Below are 18,120 nucleotides of genomic sequence, written 5' to 3'. Positions count from 1 at the left end.
TTCCGGGCGGCCTTTGTCTGTGAGATCGGGAACCCTGTCTATTCGGCTGCTTTGGGGAAAGCGATCGCCGGTTCCGCTCCGGCATCCGCCGCCGGCGCATCCGGCGAGATCTCGTCCTTGCCGCGCCGCAGCAGGCGGCTGAACCAGCCGCGCCGGGCGCCGGGCTTGACCTTGGCGCGGGTGAATACCATGAGCATCGACGGCGTCACCACCAGCGTGAGGATGGTGGCGAAAGACAGGCCGAAGACGATTGCCGAGGACAGCGAAATCCACCATTGCGTCGACGGCGCGTTGATCGTCGTCTCATGATGGAATATTTCGAGCCCAAGGCCGAAGGCGATCGGCAGCACGCCGAGGATCGCCGAGACGGCCGTCAGCACCACCGGGCGCGCGCGCTCGCGACAGGTCTGCAGCACGGCTTCCATCTTGTCCCAACCCTCTTCGCGCAACCGGTCGTAAGTATCGATCAGCACGATGTTGTTGTTCACCACCACGCCGGCCAGCGCGATGACGCCGATACCCGACATGACGATGCCGAAGGCCTCGCCTGTCAAAAGCAATCCCAGGAACACGCCGATCGTCGCCATGACCACGCAGGACAACACCAGCCACACGCTGGTGAACTTGTTGAACTGCGCCAGCAGCACCAGGAAGATCAGGAAGAGTGCGGCGCCAAAGGCCTTGCTGAGGAAGGCGCTGGCTTCCGCGCTGTCCTCGTTGGAGCCGGCAAGCTTCCATCGGATGCCGCTGCCGAGGTCCATCTCGGAGACGGCCTTGGTGACCTGTTCCTGTACGGCGGCAACTTGCGCACCGGCGGCGACGTTGGCCTGGATCACCACGGTGCGTGCGCCGTCGATGCGGTTGAGGATGCCGACAGTCGGCTCGGGCTTGCGCACGACGAAGTTCGAGATCGGCACCGACCCTTGCGAGGTCTGCACCCTGAGCTCGTCGAGCGTCGACAGCGTGCGCCGGTCTTCCGGCAGCCGCAGACGGATATCGACCGCGTCGTCGGCCCCGGCCGGCCGGTATTCCGAGAGCTTCAGCCCATTGGTCACCAGTTGCACCACGGTTCCGACCGAAGTCGGGCTGATGCCGTATTGCGCCGCCTTGGCGCGGTCGACCTCGAGCGCCCAGTCGACGCCGGGCGGAGGCAGGCCATCCGATATGTCGATGACGCTGGGCACCTTGGCGATCCGCGCCGCCACGGCCCGTGCCTTGTCGTCGAGCCCCTTGGGATCCGCGGCCGAAAGCCTGATCTGGATCGGCTTGCCGGTCGGCGGACCGGCCTCCGGCACGCGCACCTCGACATCGACGCCGGGAATGCCAGCCATGACGGTGCGCAGGTCACTGAGGATCTGGTTGGCCGATTTGCGCTCGCGCCAGTCGACGAACTCGTACTGGATCACGCCGACGACGTCTTCGGGGATGTCCTGGCCGCCGCCTTGCGTCTTGCCGACACGGGTATAGACCGACTTCACGCCCGGCCAGCCGAGCAATCTGTTTTCGGCGATCCTGGTTGCCGTGTCCATTTCGGCCAGCGAAAGGTTGCCGCGCGCATGCACATAGAGCAGGCCGTAGTCCGGCTCGACGCTGGGGAAGAACTCGACGCCGGCGCCATATTTCGAATAGGCAAAACCGACACCGAACAGCAGCGCGACAGTCAGCACCAGCACGGTGACGGGGAAGCGCACCGCCTGCTTGACCACCGCCATGTACCAGCCGTCGCGATTGTCATCCTCGTGGTGCTGTGGCGCCTTGGCGAAGATCGCCCCCAGTGTCGGCGCGAACACCAGCGCGTAGAGCATCGAGGCCGACAGCGTGACGATCAGCGTGATCGGCATGTACTTCATGAAATCGCCGATGATGCCCGGCCAGAACAGCAGCGGCGAGAAGGCGGCGATGCGCGTCATCGTCGCCGCGATGACCGGGCCGGCCATGCGCTTGGCGGCAAGCGCGAAGGCCTCTTCCTTCGGCATGCCTTCGCTCATGCGCCGTTCCGCGAATTCGGTGACGATGATGGCGTCGTCCACCAGCATGCCGACGGCCAGGATGAGGCTGAACAGCACGATCATGTTGATCGTGTAGCCCATCATCGCCAGCAACAGGATGCCGATCAGGAAGGATGACGGGATGGCGAGGCCGATGAGCAGCGAGGCGCGCCCCGACAGTGCGTAGAGAATGACGATGAACACCAGGATCACGGCGATCATGACGTGGTTCTGCAAGTCGCCCAGCAGCTGGTTGACGAAGACCGACTTGTCCTGCGTGTAGGTGACGTGCATGCCTTCGGGCATGGTCTTGATGAAGGTGTCGGACACCTCCCTGACATGGTTCAGCGTGTCGATCAGATTGGCGCCGATGCGCTTCTTCACCTCGATGGCGATAGCCGGCTTGCCGTCGAGGCGGGTCACCGTCTCGGCGTCCTTGAAGGTCGAGCGGATGGTGGCGATATCCTTGGCCTGCACCACGGCAGTGGGCGTGGCGACGACCGGCAGGCTGGCGACATCCTCCGGCGTTTCGATCAACGAGGGCACCTTGACCGCATATTTGCCTTCGGAGCCTTCGAGGTTGCCGGCAGCGACCAGGCTGTTCCAGGCGCCGACACCCTGCATCATCTGATCGAGCTGCAGCCCATAGGACGACAGCTTCACCGGGTCGATGACCACTTCGACCAGATCGTCGCGCGCGCCCTGGAGCGAGCCTTCCAGCACGCCCGGCACTTCCTCGATGCGGTCGCGCAACTCGCGCGCCGCCGCCGTCAGCACACGCTCCGGCACATCGCCCGAAAGCGTCACGACGAGAACGGGAAACTCAGAGACGTTGACTTCCGTGACGGTCGGTTCCTCGGCCGCCTGCGGCAGGTCGGCCTTGCCGTCCTGCACTTTACTGCGCGTGTCCTGCAGCGCCGTCGCCAGATTGGTCTGCGGCTGGAACTCGACGAGCACATAGCCGCCGCCTTGGAAAGCGGCCGAGCGCATTTCCTTGAGGCCCTTCAGGCTCTTCAGCTTGGTTTCCATTGGCCTGAGCAGGAGGCGTTCCGAATCCTCCGGCGAGATGCCCTGATAGATCAGGCTGACATACATCATCGGGATCGGAACATCGGGTTCCGCTTCCTTCGGTGTCGACTGATAGGCGACCCAGCCCGCCGCCAGCAGGAAGAGCAGGGCGGATATTGTGAGGCGGGCGTTGTGGATTGCGAGTCTGACGATATCCATGACTTATGCCTGCTGTTGCTTTCGGGAGTGGCGAACGAACCGCCGTCGCCAGGGCAAGGCCCAGCGCCGGTGCCGCTGCCTACTGCGTGCCGGCGGTGGCTTCGCCGATCAGTTTGTTGATAGTCGCCTGGTCGGCCTCGACCGGCTTGACCGAATCGCCTTCCTTCACCAGTTCCTGGCCGGCGACGATGATGCGCGCGTCATCCGGAATGCCGCCGAGCACCAGGCCGTTCGGCGTGTCGTCCACCAGGTCGATCGGGAAGAACGCCACCTTGTCGTCCTTGCCGACGGCGCGGATGCCGAGATCGCCCTTGTCGCCCAGCGTCACCACCGAGCGCGGCAGCAAGATCGCGTCGGCCGGCTCGGCACTGAGCGTGATTTCGGCCGTCATGCCGGCAGGAATGCTGCCATCCGCATTGGGTATCGCCACTTCGACGCGGAAGGTGCGGGTCTGCGACGAGGCATCACGGCTGATATAGCGCACCGTGCCGGTGACCTTCTGGTCGTTGACCAGGCGCACATTGGCTTCGTCGCCGATCTTGATGTAGCGCAGATCGCGCTCGCTGATCTCGCCGCGCGCGATCACCGGGTCGAGCTTGAGGATGGTCGCCACTTCGCCGCCCTGCATCACCGAGCTGCCGAGTTCCACCGCCACCCGGTCGATGACGCCATCGAACGGCGCCTTCACCTCGTTGCGGTCGAGCTCCGCCTGCGCCGTCTCCAGCATCGACTGCGCCGCCGTCAGGTTCGAGCGCGCGGTGTCGAGCTGCAGCTTGGGAAGATTGCCCGTCTTCATAAGCCGCAGCGCCGCGTCCAGCTCGGCCTGGCGCTGCGCCACGAGCTGCTTGGCGTTGTCGACCATCGAGATCTTTTCCTCGGCGGCGAGCATCAGCACCAGGTCGCCGGTCTTGACGTGCTGGCCCTGCTTGACCGGCAGCTTGTCGATGACGCCCGCGACACGCGTCGCCAGCACCGCGCGCTTGTCGGCCTCGGTCAGGCCGGAAATGCGGATGGCGCGCGCATATGTCTTGCGCGGCGGCGTCACCACCGCGACGGTGCGCAACGGCGCCTTTGGTTCGGCCTCGGCCGCCTTCGGCTTGCCGGCCTCCTGCTCCTTCGCGGCCTCTCCTGCCTTCTTGTTGTCGACAGCGGCGCTGCCGACCGACGAGAACTCGCCCGTCACCATCCAGGCCGCGAAACCAATAAGCACAACAATGGCTGCAAGCTTGTGAAACCTGATTCTCGGCATCGTCGTTGTTTTCCATTGCGGGTTCGGCACCGCGTCTTGATAACGCGGGCGCGTCGCCGATATGGGTGCGCGCCGGGCCGTGTTCAATTTGCCGTGATCGGCGAGCGAGCTTCTACCTCAAAGTTGCGGCGCAATATAGTCAGAAAAGTTGCGGGACCATTACATGGCCGGACAAGATGCGCCCGCCGAGTTCAAGTTTCCCGATCAGCTGACAGGCCGCTCCTCTCAACCCGGCATCGCTCGCCACTCCACCCCTGTCCCCGATCCAGGCAGCCCGCATTCCGGTACCGGCCCTGGCGGCGACGTCTTCGTCGTCGCGCGCCGCTGCGCGCCGGACCGTGGTCCTGGCAGCGACTTTCGCCGGTAATCTGCCGATCAGCCCCACCTTCGCGAGCACCGGATGTCTGGCTCTCCATATCGGGGGACAGCCATGCAAAACATTGGAACTGCTTTAGAAATGGACGGGCCGAAGCACGGATTCCGAATGACAGATCGGATCTACCCTTCGCTGCGGAGCTTGAGGGCACGAATGCGAATGCAGCCAGAAATCCGCGCCCGAACAGCGCGACCTGTCGTCAGTGACATCGCAACCGGTGCGGCCCCGATACGGAGACAGCGCAAGTGTTACGGCTCACGCGGACAGTTTCCCGGCCGCCTCGACCGTCAAGCCGGATGCCACCCCCCTTGCTCGCGCAGATGCGAAAAAGGCGTTTCGCACATCAACATGGCAGCAGGCGTCAGCATGATGCGGAACTTTTTTACGGCAGGCTCCGCCTTCGACAAATTCGGCATCGGATGCACTTGCGATGGGCGCTGGCGTCCTCAGGCCCGGCGGCGCTCCGCCTGCGGGTTTTTGCGCACCGCAAGAAATTCCTTCACCCGCCGGCCGGGTGCGGGACCGCGCACCGGTCTGAAGCCGTCATCGAGTTCGCCGGAGAGATCGAGCGTCGCTTGGCTCCCAACGGCGTCGTAGTTCTCCTCCAGCCAATCGCTGGCGGCGGTGCGGCCAAGGTCTCTGAGATAGGTCAGGAACGCCCATTCGGCGTTGACCTTCGACGATGCCGACAGGTCCTTGAACGCCTCGTCGGCATCGATGCGGTGCATGCGGATATCGCGGTACTCGCCATGCGGCAGGCGGCCGGCGGCGATCAGTTCCTTGACGAAGGCGATCGAGCGGAATTCACGCAGCAGCCCGGCATTGAAGGTGATCTCGTCGATGCGATTCTGGATTTCGTTGGCGCTTTTCGGTGTTCTTTCGCGCACCACGGGATTGATCTGCACCAAAAGCACGTCCTCGGTCGCCGCCGTCTTGAAGAAGGGATAGAGCGCCGGATTGCCGCCATAGCCGCCGTCCCAATAGGGCACGCCCTTGATCTCCACGGCGCGGAACAGCTGCGGCAGGCAGGCCGAAGCCATCACCGTGTCGAGATCGATCTCGCCGTCGGAGAAGACACGCAGTTGGCCTGTCTCGACATTGGTCGCCGAAATGAACAGTTCCATCGACTTGCAGGCGCGGACATTGCCGAAATCGATCTCCCGCTCGACCACGTCGCGCAGCGGATTGAGACCAAGCGGGTTGGCGACATAGGGCGAAAACACCCGTGACATCGTATCGAAGAAGACATAACCCGGCGTGTTCTCGATCGACCAATTGCCCCAGGCGACATCCCACGGCATACGCTGCACCGGGCTGAACCGGCCCTTCGCCGCCACCGCGCCCCAGAAATCGTCGAGCTTTTGCCGCGCGCCCTCTACACCGCCGCGAACGAAGCCATCGGCCAGAGCCACGGCGTTCATGGCGCCGGCGCTGGTGCCGGAAACCGCTGATATCTCCAGCCTGCCATCCTCGAGCAAGCGGTCGAGCACGCCCCAGGAAAAGGCGCCATGCGAGCCACCTCCCTGAAGCGCGATGTTGATCTTCTTCTTTTCCTCCGCCTTGCCGTTTTTCGTCATGGCGTTCCTATTCTCGGTGCCTGATCCCGGCCCGGGAATCGGAACGGAGTCACGGCCGACCTATGTTGCAGTGCAGCATATAAGGGCGCACAAAGGCAAGAACACGAGCACGGTCGCGTGATCGCGTAAAAATTGGTCATGCCGAAAGCCCCTCCGCCTTGCGGCGGAGAGGCGGTGTTTCCTTCGAACGGATCAAATGCCTAGAGTCGGATGATTTCAGGTCGAATCGACCTTAAATCTGAATCCGCCTCTAAATCAAAGGGATAGAGCATGATGTGATCCGAAAACCGCTTCGCACTTTTCGGCATCATGCTCTAGGCGACGAGGTCCGGCATCGGTCCGACGTAGCGCGACTGCGGACGAATCAGCCGTCCCGTCATCTGCTGCTCGCGCGCATGCGCGATCCAACCGGCGACGCGCCCGGCGGCAAAGACATTGCTGAAGGCTTGGCTGGGGAAACCCGCCGCTTCGAGCACGAGCGCGGTATAAAACTCGACATTGGTCTGCAGCGAGCGCTGCGGCTTGGCAATCCGAAGCACGTCGAGCGCCGTTTGCTCCACGTTCTCCGCGAACGCCAGCCGGCGGCCGGTCTCGCCCTCGCCGCCGAGCTGGCGCACCACCGCCTTCAGCACATCGGCGCGTGGATCGCGCACGCGGTAGATGCGATGGCCGAAACCCATGATGCGTCCGCCACGCGCAATCTCGCCGCGCAGCCAGCCGGCTGCGTCGCCATGCGCCTGGATGGCATCGAGCATCTCGATGACAGGGCCGGGCGCGCCGCCATGCAGCGGCCCCTTGAGCGCGCCGAGGCCAGCCAGCACCGACGACGTCAGCCCGGCCTGCGTCGAGGCGACGATGCGCGTGGCGAAGGTCGAAGCATTGAGGCCGTGGTCGCAGACGGTCACGAGGTAAGTGTCGAGTGCCTTTGCCAGAGCGTCCGTTGGCACCGAACCCTCGAGCATCCTCAGCATATCGGCGGCATGATCGGCCTTCCCATCCGACGCGACCGGCTGCTCGCCGCGCTGCAGGCGCAAGAGGGCCGGCGTCAGCACGGCGGGCGCCGCGATCAGCCGAAGCGTATCCGCCAGCGTCTCGCCGTCCGGCAGCAGCGCCATGCCGGCGCGCATGGCGCTGTAGACGTCGAGTGGCGCCAGCAGGGGCAGCGAAGGCAGGAGCCGGTCGAACACCTCGACGCGCGCCTGGCCCAGTCTCGCGGCCAGCTCCGCATCGCCGGGAAGGTCATCGAAGAAGCCGTCGAGAAGCAGGCGGACGACCTGCGGATAACTCCATCGCCCGGCCAGTTCCGGCAGGGAGTGCCCCCGGATCGTCAAGCGGCCGCCCAAGCCCATCCACGTCGGACAGCACTGTTTCCGCCGCCACCACATCATCGAGCCCGGTTGCCATGGCCTTGTCTCCTTGAGCTTTTCCGAGTTCAAGAATAAGGGTGGGCAATACAAGCATCAATCTTGATCAATAGAATCAATCTGAGAGCCGATATGTCCGAATGGCTGTCGCGGGACGAGGCACTGAAACGGCTCAAGGTGCGGCCGCAGACGCTCTACGCCTATGTCAGCCGCGGGCGGATCGGCATGCGACCCGACCCGATCGATCCACGCCGAAGCCAATATCGCGCCGACGATATCGCCGCACTGGCGACCCGCCGGGCGCGCGGACGAAGCCCGTCTGCCATCGCCGAAAGCGCCATTGCGTGGGGCGAACCGTCGATCGTCACCGCGATCTCGACCGTTTCGCACGGACGCCTTATCTATCGGGGCCGAGACGCGGTTGCATTCTCGGATACGGCCACGCTGGAAGAAACCGCCGCCTTGCTCTGGGCCCTGCCTGGACCGGTGGTTTTCAAGGCACAGTCGTCGGATGCGTCCCAGCAAGTCGGCCGAATCTCGGCGTTTACGCAACTTTCCACGCTCGCCGGTCAGGGGCGGCCTTCGCTCGGACGCAGCGCCGTCTCGCTGTGCGCCGATGCCGCGCACGCCGTGGATGCGCTGGCGCAATCGCTGGGCGCAGTAGCCGGCGTAGCTCCTGTACACCAGCGGCTGGCGCAGGGCTGGTCGCTGGGTGCGACGGGAGCGGAAGCGATCCGCCGCGCCCTTGTTCTCCTTGCCGACCACGAACTCAATGCGTCAACCTTCGCCGCGCGCGTCGCGGCCTCGACCGGGGCGTCGCCCGCCGCTTGCCTGCTGGCGGGTCTGGCGACACTTTCCGGCCCGCGGCATGGTGGCGCCGGCGAGGCAATGATGCAACTCGCAGACGATGCGGCGCGGCACGGCGCCGAGACGGCGATCCGGCTCTGGCTCGGCCACGACCGGCCGTTGCCGGCGTTCGGCCATCCGCTCTATCCCGAAGGCGACCCCCGCGCCACGGCGCTTTTGGCGGCCATCGACACCACCGACGAGACATTGAGATCGCTCGAGATCGCCGCCATTGCCGCGACCGGCGCCCGCCCGAACGTCGACTTTGCCCTGGCGGTGCTGACGCGCAGCCTCGGTCTGCCGCGCGATGCGCCATTCCAGTTGTTCGCGCTTGGACGCAGCGTTGGCTGGGCCGCCCACATGGTCGAACAGGCGGTGAGCGGCGGCAGCATCAGGCCGCGCGGCCGCTATGAGGGATTGTTGCCGTAGGATCGGGAGAAAAGCGCTACGCGCTCACGACATCGTATCGAGCTTGCGCTGCATGGCGGCGATCTGGTTCTTCAGTTCCTGAAGATCGTCGGGCTTTTCCGGCGTTTCCTTCCTGGCCGGTTCGGCCGCGGGTGCGGCCGGCGCCGGACCTGCTGGCGGGAACGGCGTGAATAGCCGCATCGCGTTCTGGAACATTTCCATGTTGCGGCGCGTCTGCTCCTCCAGCGCCTTGATCGGCGTCGTCATCTTCATCATGTCGAGCGGCGACTTGCCGATGGCACCCTTCATCTGCTCGCGGAACCGCTCCTGTTCCTTGGAGAAGGCGATCATCGACTGTTCGAGGAAGCTCGGCACGATCATCTGCATCTGGTCGCCGTAGAAGGCGATCAGTTGGCGCAGGAACGGGATCGGCAGCATGTTCTGCCCATCCTTGTTCTCCAGTTCGAAAATGATCTGGGTCAACACCGGATGCGTGATGTCGTCACCGGTCTTGGCGTCCTGGACCGTGAACTCCTCGCCCTTCTTGACCATCTCGGCAAGATCCTCGAGCGTCACATACGTGCTGGTGCCCGTATTGTAGAGGCGGCGATTGGCATATTTCTTGATAATGATCGGATCGTCTTTTGCGGCCATCTGCATCCTCCCCGGACACCGGCGTGCCTGAGTAAGCAGCCGGTAACGATTGCGCCTTTTTCGAAGGATATGCGCAAAAGCGTCATAATTCCAAGCAGTTTGTGCAGTGCGGGATTATTTATCGCTGCATGGCCGGGGCAATATGCTGCGCAGCAGTGGCACGGTTCCTGACAAGGCGATGCGAGACCCGCTTGCGGGGCATGGGCGCCATGCCGATTTCCGGTTTGACTTGAACCGTGGAAACGGCAAGAAAAGTCGCCAACAACGTCCAAAACACGACAATTCGAAGTCCGGAGAAGAAAATGTCCTCTGCCAACGCCATCGTCATTGCCAGTGCCGCGCGCACGGCCGTCGGGTCTTTCAACGGCGCCTTTGCCGCCACCCCGGCGCATGAACTCGGTGCTGTCGTCGTGCGGGAACTTCTGTCGCGCGCCGGTGTCGAGCCGGCTGAAGTGGACGAAGTAATCCTTGGTCAGGTGCTGACCGCGGCCCAAGGCCAGAACCCGGCCCGCCAGGCATCGATCATCGCCGGCCTGCCCAAGGAGACCACCGCATGGGGCCTCAACCAGGTTTGCGGCTCGGGCCTGCGCGCCATTGCTCTCGGCATGCAGCAGATCGCCACCGGCGATGCCAAGGTGATCGTCGCCGGCGGCCAGGAATCGATGTCGCTTTCGCCGCATGCCCAGCACCTGCGCGCCGGGGTCAAGATGGGCGACTACAAGATGATCGACACCATGATCAAGGACGGTCTGTGGGATGCCTTCAATGGCTATCACATGGGCAACACGGCCGAAAACGTCGCCCGCCAATTCCAGATCACACGCGACGATCAGGACCAGTTCGCGCTGGCTTCGCAGAACAAGGCCGAGGCCGCGCAGAAGGCCGGCAAGTTCAAGGACGAGATCGTTGCCTTCACCATCAAGGGCAAGAAGGGCGACACCATCGTCGACCAGGACGAATACATCCGTCATGGCGCCACGATCGACGCCATGAACAAGCTGAAGCCGGCCTTCGACAAGGACGGTACCGTGACCGCCGCCAACGCTTCCGGCATCAATGACGGCGCCGCCGGCGCGCTGCTGATGAGCGAGGCGGAAGCGGCCCGACGCGGCATCACGCCTCTGGCGCGCATCGTCTCCTGGGCGACCGCCGGCGTCGATCCGCAGATAATGGGCACCGGCCCGATCCCCGCCTCGCGCAAGGCGCTGGCCAAGGCCGGCTGGTCGGTCGGCGATCTCGATCTGGTCGAGGCCAACGAGGCCTTTGCCGCGCAGGCCTGCGCCGTCAACAAGGACATGGGCTGGGATCCCTCGATCGTCAACGTCAATGGCGGCGCCATCGCCATCGGCCATCCGATCGGCGCTTCGGGTGCCCGTATCTTCAACACGCTGATCCACGAGATGCGCCGCCGAGGCGCCAAGAAAGGCCTCGCCACACTCTGCATCGGCGGCGGCATGGGCGTCGCCATGTGCGTCGAAGCGCTCTAAAAGAAGAAGTGAATAGCGAATAGGGAGTAGCGAATAGGGGAAGAATGGCGTCAGCGCGGCGGGACATCAAATCCCTACTCGCTATTCGCTACTCCCTATTCGCTCCTCCGACCCAAGGGAGGACATATGACCAAGGTTGCAATCGTCACAGGCGGATCGCGCGGGATCGGCGCGGCGATCTCGATGGCGCTGAAGAGCGTCGGCTATGCGGTTGCCGCGAACTACGCGGGCAACGACGAGGCGGCGGCGAAATTCAAGGCCGAGACCGGCATCCCGGTCTACAAATGGTCGGTCGCCGACTACGATGCCTGCGCCGCCGGCATCAAGCAGGTCGAGGCCGATCTTGGTCCCATCTCGGTGCTGGTCAACAATGCTGGCATCACCCGCGACGCCATGTTCCACAAGATCACGCGCGAGCAGTGGAAGGAGGTTATCGACACCAATCTCTCGGGCGTCTTCAACATGACGCATCCGCTGTGGAGCGGCATGCGCGACCGCAAGTTCGGCCGCGTCATCACCATTTCCTCGATCAACGGCCAGAAGGGCCAGGCCGGCCAGGTCAACTACTCCGCCGCCAAGGCCGGCGACATCGGGTTTTCGAAGGCGCTCGCGCAGGAAGGCGCTCGCGCCGGCATTACCGTCAACGTCATCTGCCCTGGTTACATCGCCACCGAAATGGTCAAGGCGATCGACGAGAAGGTGCTCAACGAGCGCATCATCCCGCAGATTCCCATCGGCCGGCTCGGCGAGCCGGAAGAGATCGCGCGTTGCGTCGTCTTTCTTGCGTCCGAGGATGCCGGCTTCATCACCGGCTCGACCATTACGGCCAATGGCGGCCAGTATTTCGCCTGAGCAATGCTCCGGCAACGCAAAGCGACAAACGGGCGGGAAAAACAGGTTCCGTTTTCATGGCGGCTAGGTCGCCTGGAGGCCGCGCCGCCATGCGATGATCCAATCCGGCACGCAAAGGTTAATGGCGGCCGCGCCGCCTGTGCGAAACTTGTTTGCAATCCTGTGGATTCTCGGTGGATAAGCTGTTCGAAACACAAGATGTTGGGGTGAACAGATCGGGAATATTCCGGCCATCCCGATTCGTCGCCATTTCGTTCCGGCTTTGAGCGCAACGTTAACGACAGCGGCCGGAATCGCCCACAAATTCCTTAACGCGGATTAGGAAAGATCAACAATTTCATAATGTTGGTTCGGCACGCCCAAGCCGCCGCGATCGCTTATCGGCAAAAGTTAACGACAGGGCTCGCCAAGCATGAAACGGGCCAGTTCGACGATTCAGCATGTGGTGAGACTCGTGCCCGCCAAATCCACATATAGCCGTGAACAAAACCTGAATCTCGGCGAGTCACTGATTCGTCGCCGATTCGTTCCAGACTCGTTCCAACTGTTAATCGGCACCCAATCGGGAACTTGACACGGACGCCTTCTGAGCCCTGCCGGAACATTCCGCTTTCGCTTCGCGCCCGAAATCCCTATGTGTCGCCTGTCATACGCGCCACCCAGGGCGCGCTCCCGACAACGAGAGACCAGAAAGCCCTATTTCCAGGTCAATGAACATCCAGCCGAAACACACCGAGCCGCTGATCCTGACCGGTCGCGACGTGACCGCCGTTCTCGGGCCGACCAACACCGGCAAGACCCACCTCGCCATCGAGCGCATGGTGGCGCATGAGAGCGGCATCATCGGCCTGCCGCTCAGGTTGCTCGCCCGGGAGGTCTATACCCGCGTCTGCGAGAAAGTCGGGGCCCACAAGGTTGCGCTGATCACCGGCGAGGAGAAGATCCAGCCGGCGGGCGCCAGATATTCGGTCTGCACCGTCGAGGCTATGCCGCGCGAGACCGACGCCGCTTTCGTCGCCATCGACGAGGTGCAACTGGCTGGCGACCTCGAGCGCGGCCATATCTTCACCGACCGCATCCTGCATCTGCGCGGCCGCCAGGAAACGCTGCTGCTCGGTGCCGCCACCATGCACGGCATTTTGCAGCGCCTGCTGAGAGGCATCTCTGTAGTGACGCGGCCAAGGCTGTCGCATCTCGCCTATGCCGGATCCAAGAAGCTGACCCGCCTGCCGCGGCGAACGGCGATCGTCGCCTTCTCCGCCGACGAAGTCTATGCCATCGCCGAACTGATCCGCCGCCAGCAGGGCGGCGCCGCCGTCGTGCTCGGCGCACTCTCGCCGCGCACCCGCAACGCCCAGGTGGCTTTGTTCCAGTCCGGCGATGTCGACTATCTCGTCGCCACCGACGCGATCGGCATGGGCCTCAACCTGGATCTCGACCACGTCGCCTTTGCCCAGAACCGCAAGTTCGACGGCTACCAGTATCGCAATCTGACCGCGGCCGAGCTCGGCCAGATCGCCGGGCGCGCCGGACGCCATTTGCGCGACGGCACCTTTGGCGTCACTGGACAGGTCGATCCGTTGGACGAGGAACTGGTCAAGAAGATCGAGAGCCACGATTTCGATCCGGTGAAGGTGCTGCAGTGGCGCACCGCCCGTTTCGATTTCGCCAGCCTCGACGCGCTGAAGCGCTCGATCGAGACCAACGCGCCGGTCGAGGGGCTGACGCGCGCGCTGCCGGCGGTCGATGCACAGGCGCTTGAGCACCTGTCGCGTGACGAGGACATCCGCGCGCTTGCCACCGACGCCAAACGCGTGGCGCTGTTGTGGGAGGCCTGCGCCTTGCCCGACTACCGCAGGATCGCGCCGGCCCAGCACGCCGACCTCATTGCGTCGATCTACCAGGACCTTGCCCGGCATGGCCATGTCGATGAGAATTACATGGCCGAGCAGGTGCGCCGCGCTGATACAACGGAGGGCGATATCGACACGCTGTCGCACCGCATCGCCCAGATCCGCACCTGGACATTCGTGTCGAACCGGCCCGGCTGGCTGGCCGATCAGGCACACTGGCGGGAAAAGACGCGCGAAATCGAAGACAGATTGTCGGATGCGCTGCATGAGCGGTTGACGAAACGCTTCGTAGACCGCAGGACTTCCGTCCTCATGCGGCGCCTTAGAGAAAATACCATGCCTGAAGCCGAAATCAGTCCTACCGGAACCGTCCTCGTCGAAGGCCATCATGTCGGCGAACTGCAAGGGTTCCGCTTCACCGCCGACCAGACCGCCGGCGGCGAAGACGCAAAGGCCGTGCGCACCGCCGCGCAAAAGGCGCTCGCCGCCGAATTCGAGGCCCGCGCCGAACGCTTCGGCGCCTGCGCCAACGGCGACCTCGCGCTCGGCTCGGACGGCACGCTGCGCTGGATCGGCGCACCGATAGGCACGCTGGTTTCCGGCGAAGACGCGCTGAAGCCGCGCCTGGTGCTGCTGGCCGACGAACAGCTCACCGGCCCGGCGCGCGATAAAGTCGCGGCACGCGCCGAACGTTTCGTCAATTTCCAGGTCGAAACCCTGCTGAAGCCGCTGGTCGATCTCAGGAATGCCGAGCAGATTTCCGGCATTGCCCGCGGCATCGCCTTCCAGCTGGTCGAGAATTTCGGCCTCATCAACCGCCGCGACATCGCCGAGGAGATGAAATCGCTCGACCAGGAAGGCCGCGCCGCGCTTCGCCGGCTCGGCGTGCGCTTCGGCGCCTACCATGTCTTCGTGCCGGCGCTGATCAAGCCGGCACCCGCCGGATTGGTGACCTTGCTGTGGGCGTTGAAGAACGACGGCAAGGACAGACCGGGCTTCGGCGACGTCGTTCATGCGCTGGCCTCCGGCCGCACATCGGTGGTCATCGACCCGACCTTCGACAAGACATTCTACAAGCTTGCCGGATATCGCAATCTCGGCCGCCGCGCCGTGCGTGTCGACATTCTGGAAAGACTGGCGGACCTGATCCGTCCGGCCACCAACTGGAAGCCTGGCCTCGGCCAGCGTCCGGACGGCGCCTATGACGGCCAGTCCTTCATGGTGACACCGCCGATGATGTCGATCCTCGGCGCCACCGCCGACGACATGGAAGAGATCCTGAAAGGCTTGGGCTATCGAGCCGAGCCGAAGCCGCCGGCCGAAGTGAAGGCGCGGCTTGAAGCGCAGGACAATGCCGCGCGCGAAGCTGCGGCGGCTAAGCTCGCGGCGGAAGAAGCCGCACGCGCCGAGCAGGCCAAGGCGGCGGAAACCGCGGCGACCGATGGAGCCGCGGAGGCGTCGGTCGAAGCTTCGGAGCCGGAACCGGCTGTCCCCGCAGAAGCGGAGCCGAATGAGACAACCACTGTCGATGCTTCAGCTGAAGTGCCCACCGAACCCATCTTGGAAGCAGCGGCACAGCCTGTCGTGGAAGAACAGCCCGAAGCTCCGGCGGAGACCCCGCAGGAGGTTCCACTCGTTGCAGGGGCCGTCGCTGACGCCACTGTCACCGAAAGCGCCGACGCGCTCACCTCCTCCTCGATGGAGGAGGTCGCGACGCAAAGCGGCGCGGGTGGGGGTGACGGCGCCGACGCTCCTCACGAGGGGGAGGCTGAACCCGGCGAACCCGCACCAGAGGCCGAAGCGCCCAAGCCGATCCTGTTGTGGCGTCAGGGCCGTTTCGAGCAGCGTCCGCGCCATCACGAAGGCCGCGGCAATCGTCCGCGCAACGGACAGGCGCGCGGCCGCAGCAATGCACCGGCCGATGCCGCTGGCGTACCAGCGGCGGCACCTGGAGAACGCCCAGTCCATGAGGCAAGGCGCGACGGCGCCGGCAAGCCGCGCTTCGATCGCTCGAAATTCAAGCCCAAGCCACAGGGCGAAGGCGAGCAGCGGCGTGACGGCCGTCCGCAAGGCGAGCGTCCCGACCGCCGCGAAGGCCGGCCCGACTGGAAGGGCGGCAGACCGGAAGGCAAGGCCGGCGGCCCCGATCGACAAAAGGGCAGCGGAAAGCCTGCCTTCCAGCCAAAGCCGCGTGAGGAGCGTCCGGTGCGCTTCGATCCCGACTCGCCCTTCGCCAAGCTCGCCGCCTTGCGCGACCAGTTGAAGAAGTAGCCCCGGCTCGGCTTCGATGGTCGCCCCAATGGCCGCGACAGACCGCCAGCGCATCGACAAATGGCTGTTCTTCTCGCGCGCTGTGAAATCACGCTCGCTGGCGGCGAAACTGGTGGTCGCCGGCCGCGTTCGCATCAATCGCGACAAAGCAGCGCAGGCCTCCGATCTGGTCAAGCCGGGTGACGTGCTGACCATCACGCTCGAGCGGCGCATCTTCGTCTGGAAAGTGCTGAACCCCGGCGCCCGGCGCGGTCCGGCCGAGGAAGCGCGTACCCTTTATGAGGATATATCGCCGCCGCCCGCGCCGAAGGGCGAAGCCGTTCCCGATGCGCTTCCGGCTCTGCGTGAGGCCGGCAGCGGCCGCCCGACCAAAAGAGAGCGCCGACAGACCGATCGCCTGCTTGGCGAGGACTGATGCTTGCCGCGCGCGAAATGCGTATGATATTTTTGAAACAAGGGGCACGCCTGAGTCAAAGCGAGCCCGGCAAAAAGACGCTCCCCGGGAGGGGTCGGGTCTCGATTGCGCCAGCCGTCTGGAATTCCATTCCGGAACGCCGACGCCGCCGGGAATGGCTGCCCTTGCAAGCAGCGGCCAAAGGCGTTACCTCACGGAAAAAGCCAACAAAACTGGGACGTCCCGGAGCCTACCGATGACCTATGTCGTGACCGACAATTGCATCAAATGCAAATATATGGACTGCATCGAGGTCTGTCCGGTCGACTGTTTCTATGAAGGCGAGAACATGCTCGTCATCCACCCCGACGAGTGCATCGACTGCGGTGTCTGCGAGCCGGAATGCCCGGCCGACGCGATCAAGCCCGACACCGAGTCCGGCCTCGACAAATGGCTGCAAATCAACACCGAATATGCCGAAAAATGGCCCAACATCACCGCCAAGAAGGAACCGCCGGCCGACGCCAAATCCTTCGACGGCGAGGCCGGCAAGTTCGAGAAATATTTCTCCCCCGAACCCGGCGAAGGCGATTGACAACAACCCCGCAAAGGCCGGTATTACGCGGCGTAAGGGGCACTTCACATTAACCGCCTTGACAGGCGGCGATAAAGTGCGGCCTTCGCTTTTGCAGCAAAACCTTGATTCTTCCGACTTTTTGTGCTACATGAGCGAAACATGCCGGTGACACAACGTCGATTTATGGCGCAGACGCCCCAAATCACTGAAAGGTGACAATCCCATTCCGGACCAGAGCGATCTGGGGCAGGCGGTCGCAGTTCGTGCGGTTTGCCGGTCCTTGGCCTTCCGGTGGGTTCATCTGTTGTGCGGCTAATGATCGGGTTTCCCGGTCACGCGAGTTCGGGCCGGCAGCATGCCGGCACCACAACAAGGAGTTCAGGGCGTAATGGCAACGATCACCCCGCAGAAGAAGTCCACCGCTGCGCGCCACGGTTTCAAGACCGGCGAGTACATCGTCTATCCGGCGCATGGCGTCGGCCAGATCGTCTCCATCGACGAGCAGGAAGTGGCTGGGCACAAGCTGGAACTGTTCGTCATCGATTTCCAGAAGGACAAGATGCGCCTGAAGGTGCCGGTCGCCAAGGCGACCTCCATTGGCATGCGCAAGCTGTCGGAAGAGGATTACGTCGAGCGCGCGCTGAAAGTCGTGCAGGGCCGCGCCCGCGTCAAGCGCACCATGTGGTCGCGCCGCGCCCAGGAATATGATGCGAAGATCAATTCCGGCGACCTGATCTCGATCTCGGAAGTCGTGCGCGACCTCTATCGCGCCGACAACCAGCCGGAGCAGTCCTATTCCGAACGCCAGCTCTACGAAGCGGCGCTTGACCGCATGGCCCGCGAGATCGCCGCGGTCAACCGCATGTCGGAAACGGAAGCCGTGCGCCTGATCGAGGTCAACCTCAACAAGGGCCCCAAGCGCGGCGCCAAGGCCGACAACGAGGAAGCCGAGCAGGAAGAAGCTGCCTGAGCTTTCCAGCTTTGAGTTCTGAAAAAC

At 64.0% G+C, this 18,120-nt stretch carries 12 protein-coding genes and 1 pseudogene; 8 read left to right on the top strand and 5 right to left on the bottom strand.

The features are described 5' to 3' along the window. Positions 1–38 precede the first annotated feature (38 nt). The gene (locus NKJ26_RS11765) at positions 39–3,215 is read right to left on the bottom strand and encodes an efflux RND transporter permease subunit (RefSeq protein ID WP_352695361.1); all 3,177 of its coding nucleotides are present in this window, start codon (positions 3,213–3,215) and stop codon (positions 39–41) included. A 79-nt stretch (positions 3,216–3,294) separates the two neighbouring features. Continuing rightward, positions 3,295–4,464 (bottom strand): efflux RND transporter periplasmic adaptor subunit, encoded by a 1,170-nt coding sequence (locus NKJ26_RS11760; RefSeq protein ID WP_352600320.1) that lies wholly within the window; start codon positions 4,462–4,464, stop codon positions 3,295–3,297. 163 nt (positions 4,465–4,627) lie between these two features. Between NKJ26_RS11760 and NKJ26_RS11755 the strand changes: the two genes are divergently transcribed. Then, the gene (locus tag NKJ26_RS11755) at positions 4,628–4,831 is read left to right on the top strand and encodes a hypothetical protein (RefSeq protein WP_352695360.1); all 204 of its coding nucleotides are present in this window, start codon (positions 4,628–4,630) and stop codon (positions 4,829–4,831) included. A gap of 455 nt (positions 4,832–5,286) precedes the next feature. On the opposite strand, the gene NKJ26_RS11750 is transcribed toward NKJ26_RS11755, so the two are convergent. Together NKJ26_RS11750 and NKJ26_RS11745 are read right to left on the bottom strand one after the other, a co-directional pair. Next, on the bottom strand, positions 5,287–6,417 hold the full coding sequence (locus NKJ26_RS11750; protein ID WP_352695359.1) for a patatin-like phospholipase family protein: 1,131 nt from the start codon (positions 6,415–6,417) through the stop codon (positions 5,287–5,289). Positions 6,418–6,731: 314 nt separating this feature from the next. Beyond that, positions 6,732–7,821 (bottom strand): annotated as a pseudogene (locus NKJ26_RS11745) (citrate synthase/methylcitrate synthase). 92 nt (positions 7,822–7,913) lie between these two features. Here NKJ26_RS11745 and NKJ26_RS11740 point away from each other — a divergent pair. Continuing rightward, positions 7,914–9,056 (top strand): citrate/2-methylcitrate synthase, encoded by a 1,143-nt coding sequence (locus NKJ26_RS11740; RefSeq protein WP_352695358.1) that lies wholly within the window; start codon positions 7,914–7,916, stop codon positions 9,054–9,056. Positions 9,057–9,080: 24 nt separating this feature from the next. Here NKJ26_RS11740 and phaR read toward each other — a convergent pair whose 3' ends face one another. Then, complete coding sequence (gene phaR / locus NKJ26_RS11735; protein ID WP_352600329.1) at positions 9,081–9,689, bottom strand: polyhydroxyalkanoate synthesis repressor PhaR; 609 nt, start codon at positions 9,687–9,689, stop codon at positions 9,081–9,083. 302 nt (positions 9,690–9,991) lie between these two features. Between phaR and NKJ26_RS11730 the strand changes: the two genes are divergently transcribed. From NKJ26_RS11730 to NKJ26_RS11705, 6 genes are all read left to right on the top strand, one after another. Further along, a complete protein-coding gene (locus NKJ26_RS11730; protein ID WP_352600331.1) occupies positions 9,992–11,176 on the top strand; it encodes an acetyl-CoA C-acetyltransferase in 1,185 nt (394 codons plus the stop codon). Positions 11,177–11,302: 126 nt separating this feature from the next. Further along, on the top strand, positions 11,303–12,028 hold the full coding sequence (phbB, locus tag NKJ26_RS11725) for an acetoacetyl-CoA reductase (protein WP_352600333.1): 726 nt from the start codon (positions 11,303–11,305) through the stop codon (positions 12,026–12,028). A gap of 710 nt (positions 12,029–12,738) precedes the next feature. Next, entirely contained in the window at positions 12,739–16,152 is a 3,414-nt protein-coding gene (locus NKJ26_RS11720) for a helicase-related protein (RefSeq protein WP_352600335.1), read from the top strand. Between the two features lie 28 nt (positions 16,153–16,180). After that, a complete protein-coding gene (locus tag NKJ26_RS11715) occupies positions 16,181–16,567 on the top strand; it encodes an RNA-binding S4 domain-containing protein (RefSeq protein ID WP_352695357.1) in 387 nt (128 codons plus the stop codon). Between the two features lie 235 nt (positions 16,568–16,802). Beyond that, positions 16,803–17,141: a ferredoxin FdxA gene (fdxA, locus tag NKJ26_RS11710; protein WP_352600339.1), complete on the top strand. Its 339-nt coding sequence runs from the start codon at positions 16,803–16,805 to the stop codon at positions 17,139–17,141. 370 nt (positions 17,142–17,511) lie between these two features. Continuing rightward, positions 17,512–18,093 (top strand): CarD family transcriptional regulator, encoded by a 582-nt coding sequence (locus NKJ26_RS11705; protein WP_006327799.1) that lies wholly within the window; start codon positions 17,512–17,514, stop codon positions 18,091–18,093. The last annotated feature ends 27 nt before the right edge of the window (positions 18,094–18,120 follow it).

Origin of the sequence: Mesorhizobium sp. M0152 (genome assembly GCF_040322415.1) — a bacterium.
Classification (GTDB): domain Bacteria; phylum Pseudomonadota; class Alphaproteobacteria; order Rhizobiales; family Rhizobiaceae; genus Mesorhizobium.
Note: the sequence above shows the minus strand (reverse complement) of the source record. Positions and strands in the feature narration are given on the sequence as shown.